The 23,224-nt window shown below is 45.9% G+C and carries 16 protein-coding genes, 3 tRNA genes and 1 riboswitch; of the genes, 11 read left to right on the top strand and 8 right to left on the bottom strand.

What is annotated here, in order from left to right; genetic code table 11:
- Positions 1-8: 8 nt before the first annotated feature.
- The 3 genes from IE165_RS07630 to IE165_RS07620 form a co-directional block, all read right to left on the bottom strand.
- Positions 9-1,352, bottom strand: coding sequence for a TolC family protein (locus tag IE165_RS07630; protein WP_189626020.1), 1,344 nt, complete (start codon positions 1,350-1,352; stop codon positions 9-11).
- 22 nt (positions 1,353-1,374) lie between these two features.
- Positions 1,375-1,980 carry a TetR/AcrR family transcriptional regulator gene (locus tag IE165_RS07625; RefSeq protein ID WP_189626019.1) on the bottom strand — a complete coding sequence of 202 codons (606 nt, stop codon included), beginning with the start codon at positions 1,978-1,980 and terminating at the stop codon, positions 1,375-1,377.
- A 135-nt stretch (positions 1,981-2,115) separates the two neighbouring features.
- Complete coding sequence (locus IE165_RS07620; protein ID WP_189626018.1) at positions 2,116-2,778, bottom strand: NUDIX hydrolase; 663 nt, start codon at positions 2,776-2,778, stop codon at positions 2,116-2,118.
- Between the two features lie 156 nt (positions 2,779-2,934).
- Here IE165_RS07620 and pfkA point away from each other — a divergent pair, with 156 nt between their 5' ends.
- From pfkA to gap, 3 genes are read left to right on the top strand one after another with little or no spacing between them, the layout of a single operon-like run.
- Positions 2,935-3,918 carry a 6-phosphofructokinase gene (gene pfkA, locus IE165_RS07615; RefSeq protein WP_189626017.1) on the top strand — a complete coding sequence of 328 codons (984 nt, stop codon included), beginning with the start codon at positions 2,935-2,937 and terminating at the stop codon, positions 3,916-3,918.
- A gap of 12 nt (positions 3,919-3,930) precedes the next feature.
- Positions 3,931-4,779, top strand: coding sequence for a hypothetical protein (locus tag IE165_RS07610; protein ID WP_189626016.1), 849 nt, complete (start codon positions 3,931-3,933; stop codon positions 4,777-4,779).
- A gap of 4 nt (positions 4,780-4,783) precedes the next feature.
- Positions 4,784-5,779, top strand: coding sequence for a type I glyceraldehyde-3-phosphate dehydrogenase (gene gap, locus IE165_RS07605; protein WP_189626015.1), 996 nt, complete (start codon positions 4,784-4,786; stop codon positions 5,777-5,779).
- Positions 5,780-5,855: 76 nt separating this feature from the next.
- On the opposite strand, the gene mnmA is transcribed toward gap, so the two are convergent.
- Complete coding sequence (gene mnmA, locus IE165_RS07600) at positions 5,856-6,947, bottom strand: tRNA 2-thiouridine(34) synthase MnmA (protein ID WP_189626014.1); 1,092 nt, start codon at positions 6,945-6,947, stop codon at positions 5,856-5,858.
- Between the two features lie 182 nt (positions 6,948-7,129).
- Here mnmA and IE165_RS07595 point away from each other — a divergent pair.
- From IE165_RS07595 to IE165_RS07560, 8 genes are all read left to right on the top strand, one after another.
- Positions 7,130-7,202, top strand: a tRNA-Phe gene (locus tag IE165_RS07595).
- Positions 7,203-7,241: 39 nt separating this feature from the next.
- Positions 7,242-7,314 (top strand) — tRNA-Phe (locus IE165_RS07590).
- 39 nt (positions 7,315-7,353) lie between these two features.
- Positions 7,354-7,426, top strand: a tRNA-Phe gene (locus IE165_RS07585).
- Positions 7,427-7,585: 159 nt separating this feature from the next.
- Positions 7,586-7,698: riboswitch (SAM riboswitch) on the top strand.
- A 227-nt stretch (positions 7,699-7,925) separates the two neighbouring features.
- Positions 7,926-9,233, top strand: a complete 1,308-nt coding sequence (locus IE165_RS07580; RefSeq protein WP_189626013.1) for an O-acetylhomoserine aminocarboxypropyltransferase/cysteine synthase family protein — start codon at positions 7,926-7,928, stop codon at positions 9,231-9,233.
- A gap of 64 nt (positions 9,234-9,297) precedes the next feature.
- On the top strand, positions 9,298-10,479 hold the full coding sequence (locus IE165_RS07575; protein WP_189626012.1) for a homoserine dehydrogenase: 1,182 nt from the start codon (positions 9,298-9,300) through the stop codon (positions 10,477-10,479).
- A 448-nt stretch (positions 10,480-10,927) separates the two neighbouring features.
- Positions 10,928-11,611 carry a hypothetical protein gene (locus IE165_RS07570; RefSeq protein WP_189626011.1) on the top strand — a complete coding sequence of 228 codons (684 nt, stop codon included), beginning with the start codon at positions 10,928-10,930 and terminating at the stop codon, positions 11,609-11,611.
- A gap of 2 nt (positions 11,612-11,613) precedes the next feature.
- Positions 11,614-13,617, top strand: a complete 2,004-nt coding sequence (locus IE165_RS07565; protein ID WP_189626010.1) for a hypothetical protein — start codon at positions 11,614-11,616, stop codon at positions 13,615-13,617.
- 10 nt (positions 13,618-13,627) lie between these two features.
- Complete coding sequence (locus IE165_RS07560) at positions 13,628-14,908, top strand: hypothetical protein (protein ID WP_189626009.1); 1,281 nt, start codon at positions 13,628-13,630, stop codon at positions 14,906-14,908.
- A gap of 51 nt (positions 14,909-14,959) precedes the next feature.
- Here IE165_RS07560 and IE165_RS07555 read toward each other — a convergent pair whose 3' ends face one another.
- The 4 genes from IE165_RS07555 to IE165_RS07540 all read right to left on the bottom strand — a co-directional run bounded on the left by IE165_RS07555 (position 14,960) and on the right by IE165_RS07540 (position 23,105).
- A complete protein-coding gene (locus IE165_RS07555; RefSeq protein ID WP_189626008.1) occupies positions 14,960-16,453 on the bottom strand; it encodes an arylsulfatase in 1,494 nt (497 codons plus the stop codon).
- Positions 16,454-16,575: 122 nt separating this feature from the next.
- Complete coding sequence (locus IE165_RS07550) at positions 16,576-18,096, bottom strand: sulfatase family protein (RefSeq protein WP_189626007.1); 1,521 nt, start codon at positions 18,094-18,096, stop codon at positions 16,576-16,578.
- 1 nt (position 18,097) lies between these two features.
- A complete protein-coding gene (locus IE165_RS07545) occupies positions 18,098-19,750 on the bottom strand; it encodes a RagB/SusD family nutrient uptake outer membrane protein (protein ID WP_189626006.1) in 1,653 nt (550 codons plus the stop codon).
- A 16-nt stretch (positions 19,751-19,766) separates the two neighbouring features.
- Positions 19,767-23,105 (bottom strand): SusC/RagA family TonB-linked outer membrane protein, encoded by a 3,339-nt coding sequence (locus IE165_RS07540; RefSeq protein ID WP_189626005.1) that lies wholly within the window; start codon positions 23,103-23,105, stop codon positions 19,767-19,769.
- Positions 23,106-23,224 lie beyond the last annotated feature (119 nt).

Raw genomic sequence — 23,224 nt, 5'->3', positions numbered from 1 at the left:
CGAGTTAATTATTCGTTTACTAATGATTTTAAATTTCCTTTTGATTTGATCAACTGTACTTCCGCCACTTTGTAATCCAACAGCGACGTATTCAGATTATTTTGTGCATCGGCATAGGCATTCTCTGCATCCAAAAGCTCGGTGAGCGTGGCCAAGCCATTTTTGTAGTTGTTTTCCGTATTATCCAAAACTTCTTTGGCCAGCGTAACATTCGCCTGGTTGGAATTGATCGTCAACAAACTGTTCTTAACCTGTGTCCGGGCATTTTCGCTAGCCATAATCAACGCGAGTTTGGTATCTTCCAATTCTGTTTTAGCACGCAAAATCTCCACGTTCTTCTGATTAACCTGAGCCTTCGTTTTTCCCCCATTGAAAATTGGGATCGACAAATTCAGCCCCACGGCCGAATACGTTGTTTTTGTAGCATTCCCGTTGAAAATCGGAAAACGTTCCGCAAATGACATATAACCCAAATTTCCTGAAAAGGATAAAGACGGATAATAGTCTGCTATGGCAGCTTTTTTGTCCAATTCCAATAGCTCGGCTTGTTTTTCTAACACGCGAATTTCCGTGCGATTGGACAGGTCGATAGGTAGGGTTTCCAATGCTTCCGGGTCAATAGCAAATGTCTCCTCAGGAAGATCAATTTGCGTCGTGATATCCATCCCCATCGCAAACTTTAATGCATTTTCCTGAATCTCCATACCATTCTTCGCCTGCTGAAGTTGCGCCTTTAAGTTATTCACCTGTACGGTCGTGCGGTCCAGGTCAATTTTTTTGGCCAGCCCCGCATCCACCAAACCTTGTATGACTCGTTGGTTTTTTTCGGTATTTCCTAAATTGCTCTCTACTGTGGCTACCTGCAACTGCGACTGGAAAACCTGATAATAAGCATTTGCAACCTTCTCGATCAGTTGCTCATCCGTCAGTTCTTTATTGATCTGATAAAACTCTCGCGTACTGTTTGCAGCTTTAAGCCCTGTGAAGAGTGCCTGATTAAATATTTGCTGACTGACCTGCAGATTGGAATTGGCCTGCCAAGGCTGTCCAAACTGAATGACAGTGGACGTAGACTGCCCGGTGACTGGATCTTCCATGACAATGACGTTCTGCTGAATGAGCGGATTATATGTTAAACTACCTGTTCCACTTATTTGCGGCAAAGCGCCAGCTCGCACCTCGTCTATTTTAAATTGGGCGTTGTTTAGGTCAAGCTTCGCATTCTTTGCCTCCTTTTTGTTATCCAAGGCAAATTTGACTGCTTGTTGGAGCGTCAACATCTCCTGAGCATGTACTGGACCCCATGGGAAAAGGAGACCGACCGCTATAACACTCAAAAATTTCAATTTCATTTTTAAGAAGATTATCTGTAAACTAGTTTTTGCTGATTATTTTATTTTTGAAGATGAATTCCGTCGTTCGCTTTTGGCTATGCAGAATCTCATCCACGTTATATGCATTAGGCATTCCAGAAAGGACGTCAGCCACACTTCGAATAAGGCTTAGCCCTTTTATGATCTCTATAAAACACGTTGCATCCTCGGCAGCGTTGTCCAGCGCTACCTCTCCAGCCCCAACCGCCTTTTCAAAGAGCACCGTCATCATCTCAATATCTCTGCTGTGCATCTCCTCGAGCACCGTGCCTACCCCCTGCCCCTTTATCCATTCCAAGTTTTCACTGATATGCAAAACATAGTAGTCACGAAGATAACTGGCTCGCTTTTCAAGCACACGATGTAATATATCCAGCAAATTTGCATCATAATCCTCAATGATGGCATATTGGCTCTGCAGGATATCTTCGGAAATATGTACCAACACGTCTTTGATTAACGCATTTTTGTCAGGGTAATAGTAATATAGGTTTGCTTTTGTGATATTCAAATCCACGGCAATCTCGCTCATCGTTGTTTTGTTAAAACCGTAATGCGCGAATCGCTTCAGGGCGGCTTGAATTATCTGATCCTTCTTGTTGTCCATTTTTACCTTTATACTTTCTGACTTTTTTCTAAAAACGTTCAAAAATATAAAAAAGTAAAACACCCGCCAAGGACCGCGCCTTAAAGAGTTGACATTTAATAGGAAAATAACAAAATGATGACGAATCTAAGTGTTTTAGTCGATCCCCAACTGCTTTTGAAACTTGCGCTTATCGAATTTGTATAATCTTGCAGCACGATACGAAACACCCTTTTGTACCTCCTGTAATTCTTTTAAAAAGCCATCGTTAGCAATCTTCTTCCTAAAATTACGTTTATCAAGATCCTTGCCCAATATAGCTTCATATACCTGTTGCAGTTGCGTCAGCGTGAATTTCTCAGGCAATAGCTCGTATACCGCCGTTGAGTAGTTGATGCCATACTTTAATTTTAGCAAACTTTGTTCGATAATCCGAAGATGGTCAAAGGCTAGCTCGGGCAAACTATCCATTGGAAACCATTGCGCCTGTCGCATATAGGAAGTCATCGGCTTGATTTTGGACTTTACATCTTCATATTTGACGATCGTTGAAAAGGCTACAGTCAAGATACGCCCTTGCGGGTGCCTCTTTACTCCGGCAAACGCACCGAGCTGCTCCATAAAAATATCTTTCAAACCGGTATGCTCGTAAAGGATGCGCTTCACTGCGTCTTCCATCTCCTCACCTTTTTCTACAAAAAATCCGGGCAACGCCCACCAGTCTTTATAAGGATATTCGTTCCGCTCGGTCAACAATACCTGTAACTTTCCTTCGTTAAAACTGTAAATAACACAGTCTATCGTAAAATGAGTCTGCAAAATAATCTCAAATTTAAGTGCGTTCTTTTTAATCGAATTGTCATTTTACATGAACAATCCTCCTCAATTATATCATATTAATCCAAAAAAAGCAAAAAAAATTTAATAGTGTAATAAATACACACTATATTCGTAATACCTAAAATGATTCATCGAGTGGAAGAAATTACAAGAATAGGTGTTTTTACATCAGGAGGAGATTCTCCAGGCATGAATGCAGCAATTCGTGCAGCCGTAAGAACAGCGATATATAAAGGAAAGAAAGTAACCGGCATCTACCACGGTTATCAAGGCATGATCGACAATACCATGTTTGACATGGACAGCCGGTCGGTCAGTTCCATCATACAAATGGGCGGAACGATGCTTAAGACAGCCCGCTGCATGGCTTTTAAAACGCCGGAAGGACGTGCAATTGCCTATGAGCATGTTAAGGCAGCAGGCATAGACGCTTTAGTTGCCATCGGTGGCGATGGAACATTTACAGGTGCCGAAATTTTTTCGCGGGAGTACGACATCCCGGTTATGTGCATCCCAGGCACCATAGACAACGATTTGAATGGCACCGATCTAACGATTGGATACGACACAGCCAACAATACCGTTATCGATGCCATTGATAAAATCAGGGATACAGCCGCATCGCATAACAGGCTTTTTTTTGTGGAGGTAATGGGGCGCGACTCGGGTTGTATTGCATTGAACGCAGGAATTGCGGGTGGTGCAGAAGCTATTTTACTACCCGAAAAAGACACGGCCATCGATGAGCTTATTGATATGTTGGCGCAAGGCGCAGACAGTAATAAATCATCCATGATCGTTATTGTTGCGGAAGGCGATAAAAATGGCGGCGCAAACAACGTCGCCAAGCGGGTCAAAGAAAAATTTGATTATTTTGACACAAAAGTTAGTATCTTAGGGCATTTGCAACGCGGAGGCGCACCAAGTAGTGCGGATCGTGTCTTAGCAACCCGTATGGGATACGCGGCCGTCAACGAATTGCTGAAAGGTAACTCACGCGCCACGATTGGAGTACGCGGATCAGAGATCGTGACAACACCCTTGGAAGAGGCTTTGAGCAAAAAAGAACTCAAACTGAATGAGGATCTTGTCGAGATTGCAAAAATTATGGCTATTTAATAAATAGGAAAGATGATTGTGGTTGTTTTCAGTGGATCAAGATATGCAGATTGGCGAATAGCTGACAAGAAGCGGGTGCTTCATGGTTTTCGCACATCGGGTATCAATTCGTACATACAAGACGACCGCTATATCCTGCAATTACTCAACAAGAGCACCCATCTGATCAATAACGCTGAGAAGATAAGAAAGATCTACTTTTTTGGTGCTGGCGCCTCTTCACCCGAGCGGCAAGAAAAGATAGAGCGTGTTTTTATGCTTTTCTTTAAAAATGCGAAAGTTAAAGCGAGCCACGACGTGCTTGCGTCCGCAATTTCTACCTTTGGCGACGAAAAAGGGATCATCGGTATTATTGGAAGTGGTTCGAACGCGGCCTATTACAATGGCAGAAAACTAATGCCCAACAATTATGGGCTTGGCTACATTTTAGCTGATGAGGGCTCCACGAATTGGCTCGGTAGGCAGTTGCTGAAAGATTTCCTAACCGAAACCATGCCCACCGGTGTGCAGGAGAAACTGTTGCAGCGACACAGCCTTGACCGCCGCCTTATTCTTGATCGAATTTATTATAACCCCAACCCAAACCTCTTCCTGACGAGTTTCGCAGATTTTATATACGAATACAGAGAGGAACCATATTTTGCCCAACAGATTAAAAAAGGATTGGAAATCTACATCAAAACGTACCTGATCCCTTTATCGGAAACATATCCCGATAGTCAACTAAATTTTACGGGATCCGTAGCAAGTAACTATGCCGATACACTCCGTGAACTGGGAACGGAGTATGGATTGAACATTGGGCAAATCATCAAAGAACCAGTTCAAAATCTAGTAAAGTATTACATTAATAAAAATTAATAAAATGAAAATTGGAATTAACGGATTCGGCCGTATTGGCCGTTTAGCATTCAGAGCAGCAATCAATCGCAGTGATATCGAAATTGTTGGTATCAACGATTTGGTAGAGCCTGACTACTTAGCATACATGCTTAAATATGACTCTACACACGGAAGATTTGATGGTACGGTAGAGGTGAAAGATGGCAACCTTATCGTTAATGGACAAACGATCCGTATCACAGCGGAAAAAGATCCATCAAATTTAAAGTGGGACGAAGTTGGTGCTGAAGTAATCATCGAATCTACAGGTTTCTTCTTGACGAAAGAATTGGCACAAAAGCATATCGATGCGGGTGCTAAGAAAGTTGTCATGTCTGCTCCTGCAAAAGATGACACCCCTACTTTCGTAATGGGTGTTAACCATAAAGACCTTAAAGCCGAATATACCATCGTTTCGAACGCTTCTTGTACTACAAACTGTTTGGCACCTATCGCTAAAGTGTTGCATGATAACTTCGGTATTGCGGAAGGTTTGATGACAACGGTACACGCGGTGACAGCAACGCAAAAAACGGTTGACGGCCCTTCAGCAAAAGACTGGAGAGGTGGACGTGGTGCTTACCAAAACATCATCCCTTCTTCAACAGGTGCGGCGAAAGCAGTAGGTTTGGTTCTTCCTGAATTGAAAGGCAAATTAACCGGTATGTCACTTCGTGTTCCTACGGCTGACGTTTCTGTCGTTGATTTAACTGTACGCCTAGAAAAGGGCGCTTCTTACGAAGATATCAAGAAAGTGATGAAAGATGCTTCTGAAGGCGACTTGAAAGGCATTTTGGGTTACACGGAAGATGAGGTTGTTTCTACAGACTTCTTGGGTGATGCACGCACATCGATCTTTGATGCAAAAGCTGGTATCTCCTTGAATGACAACTTTGTAAAAGTAGTATCTTGGTATGATAACGAGTGGGGCTACTCCAACAAGATTATCGACTTAGCGCAAGAGATCGCAAAACTCTAATCGCTACGAGATCAACGATAAAATAAAAGGGGATGCAAAATTTGCATCCCCTTTTATATAGGATCTATCCTAGGCCTTACTTCATCAAGAAGCCACCACCTAGCAGGTCATTGCCCTCATAGAATACCGCAGACTGTCCTGGCGCAATGCCTTTCACCTGATGAGCAAAATCCACTTGCATAACATTCCCCTGCTGCGTCAATACGGATTCTGCGCCAGCATCCTTATAGCGTATCTTGGTAACCGCCTCCATCGGCCGCTCCAATGATGCATACTTCACCAAATTAATGTCGCGAACGAAAGCTTGCGATTTTTCCAGCTCATGTTCTTCGCCCAGCACCACAGAATTGCTTTCGGGAAGGATCTCAATAACAAACATCGGTTTTCCCAAGGCAATACCAAGGCCTTTGCGCTGCCCTATCGTAAAGTATGGATAGCCGATATGCTGCCCTACCACCGTTCCGTCGGAGAGGATAAAGTTACCCGGTCCAATCTCTTGGTCCAACGTCGGTCGTTTGTGACGTAGGAAAGCACGATAATCATTATCCGGAACAAAGCATATCTCATAGCTTTCGGACTTTTTCGCAAGCTCCGCCTGTCCCATTTCCAACGCCATCTGGCGGATCTCCTTCTTGGTAAAACTACCTAAAGGAAACTGGGTTCGTGCGAGATTCTCTTGCGATACCCCCCACAGCACATAAGATTGATCTTTATTTTCATCGCGGCCTTTCGATATAACATAACGTCCGTTGTCATGCATACGTATATTCGCATAATGTCCAGTTGCAATAAATTCACAATCCAATTTATCCGCCCGCTTCATCAGAGCCGACCATTTGATATGCGTATTGCACAAAACACAGGGATTCGGCGTTCTGCCCGCAATGTATTCATCAACAAAATTGTCAATCACATAATCGCCAAACTCGTCGCGAATATCCAGGATATAATGAGGAAATCCATATCCTACGGCTAACGCACGGGCATCATTGATGCTGTCCAAACTGCAACAACCCGTTTCTTTCGAAGATCCTCCTGCAGAAGCATAGTCCCATGTCTTCATCGTAATACCGATAACGTCATAGCCTTGTTCGTGCAACATAACGGCCGCTACAGAACTGTCCACTCCACCACTCATTGCGACCAAAACTCTACCTTTCTTACTCATAATAATGTTGTAACGTGCAAAGATAGCGTATTTGAACTTTTACCGTGTTTATTTGATGTAATTTTATCTCGATCAAAATCAATAAGTTGATCAAAGGGCTAAAAATAATTGCTGCAAAAGTTTTAGAATTCGAAAAAAGAACCTAGATTTGCAACGCAATAAACAATAAAAACGTTGCAGAAGGTGCCATAGCTCAGTTGGTAGAGCAAAGGACTGAAAATCCTTGTGTCGCTGGTTCGAATCCAGCTGGCACCACCCCAAATCTGAAAAGTGACAGATCAAAAAACACTTAACGGTGCCATAGCTCAGTTGGTAGAGCAAAGGACTGAAAATCCTTGTGTCGCTGGTTCGAATCCAGCTGGCACCACCCCAAATCTGAAAAGTGACAGATCAAAAAACACTTAGCGGTGCCATAGCTCAGTTGGTAGAGCAAAGGACTGAAAATCCTTGTGTCGCTGGTTCGAATCCAGCTGGCACCACAAAGGCCTCATTGCACAATGAGGTCTTTTTTATGCAGTATTGTGTAGGTTTCCCATCTAAACTTTCAAAAAAAATTTGCAGCATTTTTAAAAACAGCTATATTTGCCTTGTACTTCGATAGTGGTACACTAATCAACACCTTCCGCAAGCTAGGTCTTGGTTTATAAAGAAGTGGCGAGAGACTGGCTCGATGACCCACTGGCAACCTTCAGCATACGTTGAAAAGGTGCCAATTCCTGTCCAAGAAATATATCCTTGGAGCATATAAATGAAATAAGACGATGATAGCAAAAAAAACAATCTTATCCGCTAGTTTTATAGTTCAACCGCTGTGTCAGGTAGGCTGCTGTTTCGGCCTGTCGCGTCGAATGCGGTAGTCGTTCATGAAATCGGCAATGGGTAACTGCACAAACCCATCGCTTTCCTTTCTATTTGAAGAACGGCCATTCCCCCTCTCTCGTGCTTTAAAACATTGTTTAATCACTAAATCTGCATATTATGTCGTCAAGTAAATCCCACAAATTCGAAACGTTACAGATCCACGCCGGCCAAGAGGTCGATCCTACTACGGGCGCCCGCGCGCTGCCCATATACCAAACCACCTCTTATGTGTTCAACAATGCCGAGCATGGCGCTAATTTATTCGCATTAAAGGAATTCGGAAACATCTATACCCGTATTATGAATCCCACAACCGATGCGTTTGAAAAACGTATCGCAGCATTAGAAGGAGGTGTTGCGGCGTTGGCTGTGGCCTCTGGACAAGCTGCGCAATTTATTGCGCTGACCAATATATTGGAAAGCGGTGATAATTTTGTGGCCGGTGCAAACCTCTACGGCGGTACTTACAACCAGTTTAAAGTATCCTTTAAGCGCTTAGGCATCGAGGCTCGCTTTGCTGCCGATAGCGAAGCCGAAAACATCGAGAAACTGATCGATGAAAAAACAAAAGCTATTTATCTGGAAACGATAGGCAACCCAAGCTACAGCATTCCAGACTTTGATAAAATTTCTGCTTTGGCAAAGAAATATGATCTTCCTATTATTGTCGACAATACTTTTGGCGCAGGTGGATATCTTTTTAAGCCTTTGGAACATGGCGCTCATATCGTCGTCGAATCAGCAACCAAATGGATTGGCGGACATGGCACGAGCATTGGCGGCGTGATCATTGACGGCGGAAACTACAATTGGGGAAACGGTAAATTCAAACAATTCTCCGAACCTTCCGAAGGGTACCACGGATTAGTATTTTCGGACGTATTTGGCCACAGTGGTCCATTCGGAAATATACAGTTTATCATCCGCGCCCGGGTAGAAGGCTTACGCGACTTCGGGCCAGCCTTGTCGCCGTTCAACTCGTTTCTATTGGTTCAAGGGTTGGAAACACTTTCGCTGCGTGTACAACGGCATGTGGACAATGCCTACGAAATCGCACAATGGCTCGACGCACATCCGCAGGTCGAAAAGGTGAGCTATCCGGGATTAAAAAGCCATCCCTATCATGAGGCTGCCCAAAAATACTTAAAAAACGGCTATGGCGCCGTACTATCCTTCACGATAAAGGGCGGTGCAGAAAAAGCGAATGCATTCATAGACGCGCTGGAGCTTATCAGCCATTTGGCCAACGTTGGTGATGCTAAAACATTGATCATACACCCTACTGCTACCACCCATCAGCAGCTTTCCGACCAAGAACAACGTAACGCAGGCGTATTTCCCGGTCAGCTGCGCCTTTCGGTCGGCATCGAGCACGTGGATGACATCAAAGATGATCTGCAGGCAGCTTTTGAGAAAGTAAAGTAATAAACAAAAAAACCTGAAGAATCCAGGTATAAAACGTAAAGCAAAAAAAGAGAAAAACGCACAAATGAGAGAGAAATTAATAATAGGCATGTTTGGCTTCGGTGTCGTGGGACAAGGCCTATATGATATTATAAAAACAAAAAAACTAAATTTAGAAATAAAGAAATTTGTCATAAAAAATGCGGATAAGAAAAGAAGTTTGCCCGCGGAACTATTCAGTACCGACCCGGAAGCGATCTTGGCTGATCCAGCAATCAATACCGTAGTCGAATTGATCGACGACGCCGATGCTGCTTTTACATTCACGAAAAGAGCGTTGACATCAGGAAAAAATGTGGTGTCTGCCAATAAAAAGATGATCGCAACCCACCTCGAGGAATTGGCGCAGATTCAGCAAGAGCACGGCACGTCACTACTCTATGAAGGCGCAGTGTGCGGAAGTATTCCCATTATCCGTAATTTGGAAGAATACTACGACAACGAGCTACTGCACTCCGTGACCGGGATATTTAATGGTTCCTCCAACTATATTCTCTCGAAGATATTTAGCGAAGGTCAAAGCTATGATGCCGCGCTAAAAAAAGCACAGGAATTAGGTTTTGCAGAAACGGATCCGACGCTAGATGTAGGCGGCTATGATCCAAAATACAAATTGGCAATCGTCGCCTCCCACGCCTATGGTATATACGTCGATCCGAAAGATATCCTAAATCTGGGAATCGATAAACTGGCCGATCAGGATATACTATTTGCGAAAGAAAAAGGTTTCAAAATCAAGTTGTTGCCCTTGGCCAAAGAAATAAACAACAATGAAGTGGTGCTGTATGTATTGCCAAAGTTCGTTCGGCCCGACAACATTCTGTACAATGTGGAAAACGAAAACAACGGCGTGCTCGTCAAAGCAGCTTTTGCCGACGAACAGTTCTTCTACGGTAAAGGTGCTGGCGGACATCCTACAGGATCGGCTGTACTTTCCGATATTGCCGCCTTACGCTACGGCTATCGCTACGAATACAAAAAACATTTGGATGCAGGACAAATCCGATTTACAAGCAATTACGTGGTGAATGTTTACCTGCGTTATGCCGCAGATGACGTTCTGCAAAACTTGGCATTTGAGTCCATAACCGAACGTTTTTATGGTGAAGATTTCAACTATGTGATTGGAAAAATCAATTTGCAAGAGATCATAGCAAAAAGAGACCTGATCAACCAACCAGGAAATTTTATCGCTGAAGTGCTCTAGGCACATACAGCTTTAAGATTACCGCCAAGGCCAGCTATCCCAGGAGAGCTGGCCTTTATTAATTAGGATCAGGACAGCACCCGGACTATCGCCCGAATGCGCGCCCCTAGATGCTTAGATCTAACATGATCCGTAAGCCGCCCCAACGTTCAGGATGTGCCGTTTACATAGCGAGGTTCGTACGTCCATAAAACACGAAAAGTAACATTTACCGGATAATGTTGGCGCTTTTTTTGCTAGTGAAGGGATGATTTCCATCGTAAAGCTAGAGTCATAGCGTTGTTCTATCTGCGGTAAAAAGCCTTCGCCATCCAAACCTGACCAAGGCGACACCAAGGTGCATTCCTATCCCCCACTCCGATAATGTATCCAGGGGTTTTAATGGAAGACAGTTTAATAACAACAAGCGGAAGAGATGGATTGAACCAACTGCATGTATACTATAAAAATGAACAGTATTAAAAAATTTTACACCATATTTCTATGTCTGTTAGGTTGCTGCCTACTGACCAGCTGTTTTGATTTGGTTGAACAGATTGACATGAAACAAGATGGTTCGGGTAGTATCAAAGCAACGTTAAACCTGAGCAAGAGCAAAACAAAGGTCGCTTCACTCATGAAACTAAAAAACGTCAATGGTATACAAATCCCCTCACAAGCCACCGTTACAAAAGAAATGGAACGCGCTGTTCGGACGCTAAAAGCCACCCCCGGGATAAGCAACGTACAGTATACGTTGGATTTCAATAACTATATTGCCACACTTTCCTGTAACTTCAAATCTGTCGAGGCATTGAACGAATTTAGCAACATGCTATCCAAACAATTCAAAACAAATGTCACCAGCTATAACAGCTATGCATTCCAACCTTCTGTCCCGGCGTTCTCGCGTCATTACAAATATATGCCCGATGTCGGTAAGGAGTTCGCCAAAATCTCAGCGGATGATCAAAAGCTTTTCGGCGATGCCTATTATACAAATATTATCCGCTTTGAAAAGCATATAAAGACACAGACCAATGCGTCGGCAAAAATATCCAGCAACGGAAAAGCTGTGCTGCTGAAAGTTCCTGCAATTGCCCTTTTCAGAGGTTCCACGAGTTTAGCAAACACCATCACATTAACGAAATAAAAATGATGTCTCCAAAAAAGTGTTTGATAGCGTTGTTTGCGCTATCGACAGCAGCCTTGGCCCATGGTCAAGATCTCCTACACCGCGTTCCAACACAGGCCGACCTCGTAGCGGTAGTCAATAGCCAAGCCATCGTCAGGCACAGCTCGTTGGAGAAACTCAACGCAGTGCTTACCCAATTGGGCGCATTCGACGCCTTGCAGACCCAACACGCACTCGATATCCATAAGTTTGAGGATTTTGACCTCGCTTATGATCGGCATACCTATATTTACAAAACCGACACCGACAGTTCTTATTATTTGGGCATCCTTATTCCACTAAAGGCCGGCCATCAGATTGAACAGCATATCTTTGCTGACTTATCGCCCGAGCATGTTGCTGGCGGCTTCCGTAAGGCCATAGCAAAAGACGGAAAAACGCAGCTGGCGTGGAATGATAACAGCCTATTTCTGTTGACAGGTGACTACAAGAGTAGCTTTTTTCAGCACGATAGCATCGCTGCAGCATATGGCCTTGACCTACCCAAACCAACAAATGATTGGTATGATATGCCCTACGCAGTAGACAGCACGGCAGCCGTCGACAATATAGACATCGCAACAGCATGGGACGAGGCGGCAGACAGCGCATATGCTGTGGTGGAAGGAATGAATGATGAAGCTATCGATTTTGACGCCGAGCTCTACGACAGCATTGCACCGCTACTTTCCGACGTGGCAGGCGTCAACGTAGACACCTTGTCGACGAACATCGAAGGCTACGACCTCGATTTCGATGGTTATTCGGATGAATCTTACCGAGCCGAGATGGCGCGAAACAATAAAAATGATTCGATCCGAAATCAGGCGTTCAGCACCTGGATAGCACGTGATTTCGACGCCTTCCTGAAGCCCACAACCGAGGTCACCAGAAATAAAAAGATTCTGCGATTTGACAAGCAAAACACCTTGCTCCATATTTGGGTAAAAGACCTCAACGATGTTTATCGCAGCGCTCTTCCCTATGAGGTGCTGACCATGAGCCTAGGCTTCGACATGAAAAACTTGGATTATGGATATCAGGACGCGGTTCTGGATTTCATTCAAGACAAAAACGTCCTGAAGTTAAAAGCCTCGGTTGGTTTGGATAAGGACGTGCAAAAAATATTCCGCAAGATGTATAAAAATAAGGTGAATCGGAAATTCGCCAAATACATTCCCGAAAACCACCTCGGCTATCTTTCCCTAAACGTAAATACCGAAGCCTATTTGAACAGCCTTCCAGCCTTGTTTGCTCGGTGGTATGGACCGATAATGCCGACCTATAGCGATCTTGTGCGTATTGGGACGACAGCCATGCAAATCGCCTTGGACGAAAAGGCAATTGCCAAGGTAATGAAAGGCGACCATGTGATTTTTATCAATGATCTTAAAAAAGTAACATCAACATACATCGACTACGAATATGATGAAGATTACAATTACCGAGAGGTGAGCAAAACCAAAGAGGAAGAGATCCCTAATTTCCTATGGATGTTTACCTCCGAAGATCAGCGGATCTTTAAGCAACTGTTGGCCTTTGCTGAAAAAGAAAACAAAGCAAGCCAAATAGATGGTGTTTTCAAAATAGCGGAAAATGAGAAGTCTATGCCCATCTATGTATTTTTTAAGGACAATCTCGTTTTCGTGGGTAATGACCAAGCACAAGTAATGGCGATCAAAGAAAACCGCTTTTCAGCGAGTAAAGATGCTTCGATAAAAAGGCAAATTTTCGACCACACGATGGTCGCTACCGTGCATACGGAAAAAATCCCCGCCGTTATTCAAAAGATGGGTGTTCCGATCATAGGCAGTTGGCAGAAAAACGTAAACGATCTATCGCACTTTGGTGACATCAGCATCCGGGTCAACGGATTGAAAAAGAACCGTATTGGCGGGGAATTTGCGGTTGCTTTTCCAAAGGAAAACACCAACGCACTCCAGTATTTGCTACAGCAAATCCTAGAAAACGTCGATCACAAATAGCTTGTTGGGCATGGGTAGGCTAGTCAAAATCGTATTGGGCGTGTTTGGAGCCATCATCGCGGTGGGCATAGCGATCTATTGCAGCCGGGATTATCGCTCTAAGCGGCAGCTGGTGCATCGTGACAGCGTATCCATCCTCGCCATTGCATTGGACGATTTGTTTATTGACAATATCTACTCCATTTTCTCCGACAAACTCATACCGCATAAGCGTAGCGATAGCACGTCATCGGCGCTCATGAAAAATATATGGAACGCCGGCTTGGCTATTCCCGCGCACATGTTCTTTTTTAATCTTCCTGAAGATCCGACTACCTACTACAGCTTGCAGTCTGTAAAGGATCATGCGCGGTGGGATAAATTTCTGGCGCGTCATGCGATGCAACAGCATACCGGCGAAGGGCGAGGGTTTGCGAAGATAAATCAGTTCATATCCGTTTTTACGGTGGAAGAGCATGTATTGATCCAGGTATCTCCACAGGACAGTATTAACCGCAAGTGGCGTGCTGCTGACTTGACGCAAGAAAAAAACTGGTTACCGATCCGGCAACTTCATCCACAACAGAAGTTGCCGGAATTGGATCATATAAGCTTTTGGAAAGTAAACGAAGAACTATCGCTACACGCTCATCTGTCGAGAACTAAGGCGACTATTTTTGGCAAATGGCCGCTGCATGAAAAATTACCGGTTGGGAAGAATAGGGTGCGCGTTTTTACCGAGACGGATGCGCCAGTCGCGTTTTGGAGTCGGTATCCCCTGATGGTTTTGCCATCGCTTCGCCACAGCTTGGCCAACCTGTTAAACCTGAATGTAGAAAACCTACAGAGCCACAAGCTACCCTATCTGGATCTATTGGTACACAAATCGACCGTCCAGCAGCAAGATACGATCATAAGCTATGATTATGATGAAGACTTTCAAAGTGTCGAGACCACCCATATCCAATCTATTGAAGTCCCGCACATCGCGAGTTTTTGGCAGATTGATGATACGTTAGCCCGATCATTGCCCCAGAACATGTTTTACAAACTATACAAATACCCGCAAGCTGGTGGCACATTGCTTTCCACCCTAGACCATGCTGTAAAGAGGCCCGCGTTTGAAGAAATCCCAAATGGTAATGTCTTGATGCTACAGCTCGACTTCAACACTTGGCCAACTAGCTGGTCGTTCAACCATCTTAACACGCTAAAAAGATGGCAAGTGCAGGTAAACGTCAAGGCAAAGACCGCAGATTCGAATAGCCTGCAGATTGAAGGCGAGGTTTGTTACGCTCCCCTCACCTTCTGACAACAGACCAATCTTTGTTCTCTCCCCCTGTTGTATCGATATGTCTAATCTTTACGGTTTTTTGCTGTCTACAAAATTCCACTCGCGCAAATGCGACATCTGATGTTCTCTGGCAACTATCTCATCCAATTTTTTCAACAGATCGGGATGCTCACGAGCAACATCCTTCGTTTCGCCTCGATCTGTTTGTAAGTTGAATAGCATCCAAGGATTTCCCGGATTTTCTTTGAGATCAACTTTCACACCTTTCCAGTCCCCTATCCGAATAGCCAACTGCCCACCCTTTTCTGGGTACTCCCAATAAAGAAAGCTACGCGTCTGCTGCTTACTGTCGTTTCCCAGCAAGGTCGGCAGCAATGAAACGCCATCTGTGTTGGCCAACCGAGCATCCACTACTTCAGCAACGGTTGCCATGACATCATACTGTGCCGAAATAAGGTCGCTGGTGGAGTTTGGTGCCACTTTCCCAGGCCACCTTACCAAAAATGGCTCCCGGATGCCTCCTTCGTAAACATCCATTTTAAAGCCATGAAGACCGCCAACACTTTGAAAAAAGTTGTAGTCGACACCGCCGTTAAAGGCCGTTCCATTATCGCTGGAAAACATGATTATCGTATTTTCATCCAAGCCCAGCTCTTTGATTTTATCCATAATAAGGCCGACCTGATCGTCCAAGAAGCTGATCATCGCGGCGTATGTAGCCCGTGGGTACAGGGTGCTGGCATAGCCACCCTGCCCATAGTAAGGAGTATCCGCAAATTTGTCTTTGTACCGATCTATATAAACATCGGGAGCCTGCAACGAAGCGTGCGGCAAAGTGTAGGGCAAATATAGAAAAAAAGGTCTTTTTTGGTGTGCATCGATAAAATCCAAAGCGCGGGCGGTCATTAGCGCCGGAGCAAAGGTTTCCCCTTTAAAGCTTTCAAAGTCGGCTTTGGTCGCCGTCTTTGGATCTAAAGGCCTATGTACTTCAATAAACGTATTGTTCAGCGGGACCTCCCTATCATTCTCCCACAAATGTGTCGGGTAGTGGCTGTGGGCCTGCCGTTGATCCAAATAGCCAAAGTAATAGTCAAAACCTTGCCGAAGAGGCGAACCCGTTGTGTTGTGCATCCCTAATCCCCACTTTCCGCTCATGCCGGTAACGTATCCAGCTTCTTGCAACATTTTAGGTAACGTATACGTACCTTCAGGAAGCGGCATTTGGCCCCTTTCGGATTCATCCGTCCCGCCCCCAAGCGGGTAATTGCCCCGGATATAGGCGTGTCCAGCATGTTTACCTGTCATCAACATACACCGGGACGGTGCGCAAACGGGAGCACCACTGTAATGTTGGGTGAAACGCATACCTTCTGAAGCCATTCTGTCCAAATGTGGCGTTTTGATTTGTTGCTGGCCATAAGCACCAAGCTCGGCATAGCCCAAATCATCGGCGTAAATGTAAATGATATTGGGCTTCCCGTTTATCGGCTGCTCCTGTGCCCAAAGTGGTAAGCCAGCAGCAAGATAAAAAACGATCTGATAGATGATTTTCCAAACTTTCATAAGTCAACATATTAACATAAGCACGTCATGTAGCTGTTCCATCAGCCTCGCTGGGTTAAGCAAAGGTAGAAACGGAGCGAAAATTGGCGATGCCCCGAATCTACCTGCATCTCCATGAAGGGCTAACGCAACTGTGCGTTATGCGTATTTTCCAATTTTATTTTTTCCAATAGGGCTTCCATCTCCTTCACGCGTTCCGGATATTGGTCGGCGAGATTATGTTGCTCGGCGATATCGTCCCGTAGATTGTACAGCTGGGGCCGTCGAAGGTTACCCGTTTCAATCCCCACAAGCTTGCTGTAGGCAGCTCCTTCCGACGGTGAGATATACTTCCAGTCGCCATGCAGCAGCGCTAGTGCACCGCCCTGCACGACCAAACTAGCGCGTCCTCTTTTATCCTTCCCTAAAAAGGCGTTCAGCATATTTTCGCTATCCGAAGCATCCATATCCGGAATTCTACCGCTTAGCATCGTTGAAAAACTGCGGAGGAAGTCTATTTGTGAAACTAGAGCATCGGACACACCTGGCTTGATTTTTTTTGGCCAATTGATAATAAAAGGCATCCGAGTCCCCGCTTCAAAAGCACTGTACTTTCCACCGCGCAATGGTCCCCAAGGCGTATGCCCTTGGAGCAGTGCCACCGCATCGTCCTGATACCCATCGTCCAAGACTGGCCCGTTGTCGCTCGTAAATATCAGCAAGGTATTATCGGCAATGCCTGCGGCCTCCAGCCGCTTCATGATCTCCCCTACCGTCCAGTCCAGTTGTAGGATCGCATCGCCACGCGGGCCCAATCCGCTCTTACCCTTAAAAACGGTAGCGGGCATACGCGGCACATGTGGCTCGGTCGTGGCGAAGAACAAAAAGAACGGATCTTTTTTGTTGGCTTCAATAAAGTGGCTGGCTTGATCAAGAAAGGTGTAGGAGATCTCCTCATCTACCCATCGGGCAAGGTGTCCGCCCGCCATATAACCGATGCGTCCGATGCCATTTACAATCGTATTATTGTGTCCCTGACCGGGCGAGCTTTTCATCTTGAGCAGTTCGGGATGCGACTCCCCGGTTGGATCATCCCCTATCTTCTTTTTGTAATCCACGGCGATGGGATCGTTATGATCGAGCGCCACAACCTGATGATCCTGCATAAAGACGGTAGGTACACGATCTGCCGTCGCCGGAAAAATAAAAGCGTAGTCAAAGCCCGTCTCATTGGGGCCGGGTTTAATTTCCTTATTCCAATCTTTTTCCAACGTCTCGCCAAGACCCAAGTGCCATTTTCCGATAACGGCGGTCTTGTAGCCAGCTTGTTTGAACACCTTGGGCAGTGTCGTTCGATCTGTCGGAACAATCAAAGCAGCATCACCGGGCAAGATACTTGTGCCTTTTTTCCGCCAAGGGTAAACGCCAGTCATCAACGCGTAGCGTGAGGGCGTGCATGTCGCCGATGTTGCATGTCCGTTCGTCAGCCTCAAACCTGTACTTGCCAGTTTATCGATGTTTGGTGTTTTGATTTTTTCTGCGCCGTAGCAGCTCAGGTCGCCGTAGCCAAGATCATCTGCGTAAATCAGAATGACATTCGGCTTACGCTGCGCAAGCGCATTCAAACAGAGCAGGATGGATAAAAAAATAAAATGAGTTCTCATATTATCGCAAATTGGGATTGATATTCACTTCCGAAAGTGGCACAGGCCATAACTCGTCCTGCCCCACACGGAACGCTTTGGACGTCACAAACCAACGGCTGTAGGTGTCTCGGACTGCTGTTCCCGGCTTTCTTCTCACATTGGTCGCTCCAGGATATGGCGCACCGTAAAAATCGCCGTTTAACACCTGTCCAATCGTTCCCCACCTTAATAAGTCCCAATAACGTATGCCTTCAAAAGCCAACTCAACGCGCCGTTCGTTTCGCAAGATTGCGCGCAGCGCTGCCGGATCGGTTTCCTGCACGGGCGGCATGTTGACAGAAGACCGTCCTCTAACGGCATTAATGGTGCTGTTCAACAACGTCTGATCAATGGCGTCTCCATTTTCCAATCGTGCCTCGAGATAGCTCAGCAAGACCTCCGCATAGCGAATGACCGGCACATCAACGCCACCGTCCTGCAGGTTTCCGGTAAAATTTTCAACGGCAAATTTTCGCAGACCAAACCCTGTCCGCGTTGCCTGTCTGGAAGTCGTCAATTGATCGGGCGACAGTGTCGAATCGGGATGCGTAACATAGCGTCTCCCATTCAAGGTGTTGCCGTTGTACAAAATGCTCATATTCAACCGAGGGTCGCGATTTGCACCCAAGTTCTGTGCATTGTAGCGCGGATCGTTGTAGGAGAACGCTGTCCCATCGACAAATTGATAAGCCTCCATCATACTGCCCAACGGGCAATGTAGATGCCAACCTCCCAACGTTGCTGGGTAAATGTGCTGCAACATCCCGTTACTGGCCATCCCTTGCAGATATTGCGTGGCAAAAATCAGTTCGGAGCTGCTTTCATTCGTACCATTAAAGAGGCTGCTGTAATTAGGATCTATTCTATTTTCACCTGCTTGGATGATATTGCTGTACACGGCAGCGGCTTCTCCAAAGCGTCGTTCAGCGAGCAACATACGACCCAAAAATGCCCATGCGGCCTGACGGGTCACTCGTCCCCGCTGTGCGGCTGGTAGTGCGGCATGCAAGGGCAGTGCGGCAGCACTTTCCTGCAGTTCCGTAATCACAAAGTCAACGATTGCTGACTTCGCCGCTTTTGTAACCGTGTTCGCCTGAGCTGGGGTTAATGTAGTCGTCACCAAAGGCACCGAACCCCAAAATTGAGCGAGATAGAAATACTGGCATGCCCGTATAAATCGTGCTTCTGCTTTAAAGCGCGCACTGACCTCCTCGCTCAAGGGCGCCCTGTCCACATTCTCCAGAAAAAAGTTGGCCATCGCTATTTTTCGGTAGCTAGCTGTCCAATACTGTAATAAAGCTGCGTTATCCGATACCAAGGTACCGTTCGTCATGCGATTATTTGCGGCGTTATCGCCACGGCGGTCGTATGCGTTGTCTGTTGCAAACTCCAGAAAGAGTAAACCGTTGTACGACCACCAGTCGCTAGGCGAAAATTCAGCGCCTCCATTGAGGGGCATCACCATCCCTGCCCGGTACATCGCTGTCAAGGCCATCAATGTATTTTCTTCACTGATCCAAAAAGCTTCATTGGAAAATTCACTCAGTGGATTAAGATCTATATTCTTGTTGCAGCTCCCCAAGCCAAATAAGCCTAGCAGAGCAATTGTCACGTGTACGATTCGACTTTTCATTGTGCTGTTTTTTAGACTAGAAATTAACGTTCACTCCAAATGTAAAATTCTGCAGGATTGGATAGTACGCTCCCCCTGTATTGATTTCGGGATCCCAGCCGGGACGATAACCACTCCAAGTATGTAAATTCTCTCCGTTCACATACATCCGTAAATTTCCTAACCCAATCTTGTTGGCCGCATCTTTGGGCAGTGTATAGCCTAGCTGTACATTTTTCAGGCGTAAATAACGGCCGTTCAACAACCAAAATGAAGAAGTCACGGCATTGGGCGTGGTATTGAAGTCCATTTGCATACGGGGGTAGCCCGCATTCCGATCGGGGTTTTCCGACGTCCAGCGTTCGTCAAACTGCCACCGCTGTATCGTCGCAGAATTGCTGAGCCCAAATCCAGCGTTGGAATTGAGGTATCCACTGACACCAGCTACGCCCTGTAGCATAACCGCTAGATCAAAGCCTTTATAGTCCGCACCCAAATTAAAGGCAAAACTATATTTCGGAATAAGCGAGCCGAGCACAACACGGTCATAAATCGGGTCCACTTTACCATCGGGCACCCCATCAGGACCACTGATATCGCGATAGCGGATATCGCCCGGCTGCGGATCGGCATTGATCGCCGTTTGATCATGCCAATTACTAACATCCGCTTGGTCCACGAAAAGACCGTCTGCCACGTAACCATAATACAGCTCCAGCGGATGATTGATAAATAATGATGAACCATTTCCTACCATACCGTTCGGCATGTTTACATTGCCCACGCCTAAATCCAGCATTTTATTCTGCAGCAAGGTGAGGTTTCCTGATAGCGAATAGTTCACCTGCCCAATATGGTATCGGTGCGACGCGTTAAATTCCCAACCTACATTCTGTGAGCGCCCTGAATTCTGTGCTCCGGGCGTAAAGCCCAATACGTTGGAAACACTCGCACCTGGATTCATCAGCAGGTTGTACGTATTTTTTTTGAAATACCCTACCTCCATTCCCAGTAACCCCTTCCACAAATTGGCCACTAATCCGACATCAACCGTACGCGTGGATTCCCAAATGATCACTTCCGGCACAAAAGAACGCATGACACCCGTTCGAATTGCGCCTCCGAAAGGATAATTCCGTTCGGCACCAGCGTTTAAAACTTCCTGATACGGGTAGTAGTTTATCGAGCCGTCTGAGAGAAGAATATTTTGGTTACCCAGCATACCGAAAGACCCCTTCAGTCGCAGCTCATCCAGCCCGCTCCATTTATCCTTCAAGAACGACTCCTCAGCGAGGTTCCAACCGATGGCCAATGAAGGAAAGAAGCCATACTTTTGAGCTGGCGGGAAGCGTGAAGAGCCATCGTACCGAACTACCGATTCCAACAGATAACGATTGGCATAATTATACTTGAACCGTCCAAAAAAAGATTGCAACGCCCAAGCATCCGCCCGACCGCTATTTCTTTGGTTATCTGCTCCGCCTAAGATCAATTGAGGCAGATCATTGCTCGCAAAACCGACGCGTGCAGCCCCCATTAATTCCCGATAGAATGATTCGTACGAATAACCGGCCAGCATGCTGACATTATGGTCCCCAAATACTTTGTTATACTCTGCCAACAGTTGGCCCGTGTTATACCGTTCATAGTTGCTATTTTGAGCCAATGTCGATGGGCCAAGTGTACGGCTATCATTTATACGGAGCGTAGAGCGGAAACGCCTGTTTCGATCCGTATCCTGGGTATACCCACCAATAGCAGAAAGTTGCAGGCCATCAATAACCTTCCAATCCAAACGCAAATTAGCCCCCAACTCGGCTGTTTGCCTCCGGTAGAAAGAACCACTCTCCATCCAGGCCAACGGCGTCCCCTGTTGGTTGTGTCCCGGCCCATAGTCTCCGTTTCCTAATCGGATGGCATAGCGAGGCTGGAAGCGAAGTGCCTGTCCGATCAAGTCTGTCATCGTTTCGATATCTAGGGTCGCAGGGGCAGTTGGTTGGTTATTATCTCCCAAAGCAGCGGACAACCGAGAAGTCAATGTGAGCTTGTCGGAAAGATTGGATACCAGGTTTAGCCGTACATTATACCGTTTAAAATTATTTTTCTCCAGTATACCGTCCTGATCGAGGTAGCCCAGCGATAACGCATATTGTCCGGATTTTGTCTTGTTGCTAATATTAACGTTGTGCGCTGTCTGTAACGCTGAGGGTTTGAGGATAGCAGCCAAATGGTTGACGTTCGGATAATTGTCCGGGTCGGAACCATTGCGAAACAATTCGATTTCCTCGGGAGAGAACGAACCCGACTGTGCCTCGTTCAACGCTTGGGCAAATTCCCATGAATTGACCATTTCGGGAGTCGCCGTAAGTCGCTGCAGCCCTATAGATCCATTGTAAGCCACACGCAATTGATCCAACTGTCCGCCTGTCTTTGTCGTAACCAGCACCACACCATTTGCCGCACGTGCACCATAAATAGCTGCCGACGAGGCATCTTTCAACACGGATATCGAGGCTACATCATTGGGATCCACGTTGTTCATCGTACCCGGAATACCATCAATCAAAACCAATGGATTGTTAGATGCATTGACGGAGGTCACTCCCCTAACCCGTATCGTCCCGCCACTAGCACCCGGCTGGCCGGAACGCTGAATGACGGACACCCCGGGCATCTGTCCTGTTAAGGCCTGCGATAGCAAAGGAACCGTACGGTTGTTGATCCGGTCGGCATTGACTTGCGAGACCGAACCTATTAACTCTGATTTTTTCTGCGTCCCATATCCCACGACAACCACCTCGCCAAGCTCCGAATCCAAAGCGACCAAAGTAATTGTCATCGGCGCTGTGCTAATCGCTGCAAGCTCTTGCGTTTCATAACCGATATACGAAACAATAAGAACGGCCGCCTGTGGAAGACCCGCCAACGAAAAGTTTCCATCTACATCCGTACTTGTGCTTATGTCTTGGCCTTTCACTTTGATACTGGCTCCTGCTAACGGCTCACCGTTTACGTCGACCACTTTCCCTTTAATATCGGCAAGCTTTATTTCCACACGCTCTGCCTGATCGGAAGCGGTTTTGCGTTGCAAGATAATGGTGCCATTTTTTAGGCGATAAGTGATGGGTTGGTCTTTGAACGTTTCTTCCAACACTTCTTGAACAGGTCGTTTACGCGCCACGATATTGACGGGCTTGCTATGTTCCAAGACATCGCCGACATAAATAAAGTTGATCCCCGATTGCGTTCTTATTTTTTTCAACACATCCTTGAGCTTGGCATCCCGCTCGTGAAGACTGATGCTCTGCCCGTCCGCAGCAATACTTATCTGCAAAAACATAATGGTCATCAAGACCGCGGTTAAAGATAATCTCATAATCACACCAGGTTTGATTCTCTTTCGGCTACACATAATTTGGCCTAAGAATTTAGCTGTAAAATTCATACATTTGGTTAGTTAAAAGGGTTTATAGTAATTAATCACTTGATTAGTTA

This window comes from Sphingobacterium griseoflavum, from assembly GCF_014653155.1.
Classification (GTDB): domain Bacteria; phylum Bacteroidota; class Bacteroidia; order Sphingobacteriales; family Sphingobacteriaceae; genus Sphingobacterium; species Sphingobacterium griseoflavum.
The sequence above is the reverse complement of the archived record's forward strand: the minus strand, read 5'-3'. Positions and strand labels throughout refer to the sequence as shown.